The organism is Fictibacillus arsenicus (assembly GCF_001999465.1).
Classification (GTDB): domain Bacteria; phylum Bacillota; class Bacilli; order Bacillales; family Fictibacillaceae; genus Fictibacillus; species Fictibacillus arsenicus.
Window position 1 is genome coordinate 1 of sequence record NZ_MQMF01000025.1, and the last position, 1,529, is coordinate 1,529.

Below are 1,529 nucleotides of genomic sequence, written 5' to 3' on the forward strand. Positions count from 1 at the left end.
TACACAGAGATGATGGATTCGGCTCCGGCGCCGGCGTGACCCGAAATTACACGGACGCCGTTCGCGGCTGTCTTTTTGTGGATCTGTCCGTCGACGCCGGGGTCGCTGCGGGCCGGGCGGGCACATGACTTGATAGGAGCCTGACCGGAAAGTCGTCTCACCTTTGTGCTGTCTGCACTCACCCGACCCGCGGTGACGTTCATCACCATTGGAAGGGAATCCCGTCAATGACGAGCATGACACTCGACCCGCCGCTGACCAACCCGTTGCCACCAGGCTCCGAGTTGGTCGCCGGGGTCGACACGCACAAGAAAACGCATCACGTCGCGATCCTCGATCTCGTGGGCCGACCTGTCGCGGACCGAGAGTTCCGTGCCGACGGTCGCGGTTACGCGCAGATCGTCGCGTTCCTCCACGCGCACGGTGATGTCGTCCGTATCGGGGTGGAGGGAACGGGGTCGTACGGGGCTGGCCTCGCACGCGCGCTGACCACGGCGGGGCTGACCGTCATCGAAGTCGCGCGACAGGACCGGCAAGCCCGCCGTCGTCGCGGCAAGTCCGACCCCCTCGACGCCCACCAGGCAGCGGTCGCTGTCCTCGCAGGAACGGACACCGCGATCCCAAAGTCTGGTGATGGCGCGGTCGAGTCGATGCGGATCCTCCTCGCAGAGCGGCGCTCGGCGGCCAAGGCCAGAGCGCAAGTGATGAACCAGATCCACGCGCTGCTGATCACCGCACCCGAGCTCGTGCGACAGGCGTTCCGCGCTCTCAGCGGGCAGCGTCTGGTGAACACGCTCGCCAAGACTCGGCCCGGAACAATCACGTCCCCCGATCCCGCGGTCGTCGCCCGGCAGACACTGCGACGGTTCGCGGTCCGACACCTCACGATGCAAGCCGAGATCGACCTGATAGAACAACAGTTGGAGATGCTCGTCCGGCAGGTCAACCCCACGCTGCTGTCCCTGAGCGGAGTCGGTCCTGTCACCGCAGCGACGCTCCTGGTCGCCGCCGGCGACAACCCCGAGCGGCTCGGAACCCGCGCCAGCTTCGCCGCTCTCGCCGGTGTCGCCCCGATCCCCGCCTCCTCCGGACAACGCACACGGCATCGACTCTCTCGCGGCGGGAACCGGCACGCGAACGCCGCGCTGCACCGGATTGTGCTGTTGCGCATGCGGCATCGCGAGCCTCGGACGATGGCCTACTTCGAGAGGCGTCGTTCGGAGCAACTCACCGACCGTGACATCATGCGCTGCCTCAAACGACACGTCGCGAACGAGATCTATGCCGCTCTGCTCAATCCCGCCACCGACAATCCCGTCGGGCGCGAACTCCGAGCACGCCGACAAGCGAAAGGCATCCCGATCAGCGTTCTCGCCGCCACTCTCGGCGTCCCCTACCAGCGGCTCCGACGACTCGAGATCGGAACTCGCGCCGACCCTGAACTCGAGGCCCGAGCGACCGCCATCCTGGAGCAGATCAGCCCGCCACTGGCCGCTTGACAGCAATAGGAGCATCCACTATCCGGGACT

General features: G+C 66.4%; 2 protein-coding genes. One reads left to right on the forward strand and one right to left on the reverse strand.

Features of this window, described 5'->3' with window-relative positions:
• The coding region (locus UN64_RS21565) for a hypothetical protein (protein WP_216352806.1) at positions 1 to 209 on the reverse strand (209 nt) is incomplete at its 3' end.
• An 18-nt stretch (positions 210 to 227) separates the two neighbouring features.
• On the opposite strand from UN64_RS21565, the gene UN64_RS21570 reads away from it, so the two are divergent.
• Positions 228 to 1,499 (forward strand): IS110 family RNA-guided transposase, encoded by a 1,272-nt coding sequence (locus tag UN64_RS21570; protein WP_206495882.1) that lies wholly within the window; start codon positions 228 to 230, stop codon positions 1,497 to 1,499.
• Positions 1,500 to 1,529: the final 30 nt, after the last annotated feature.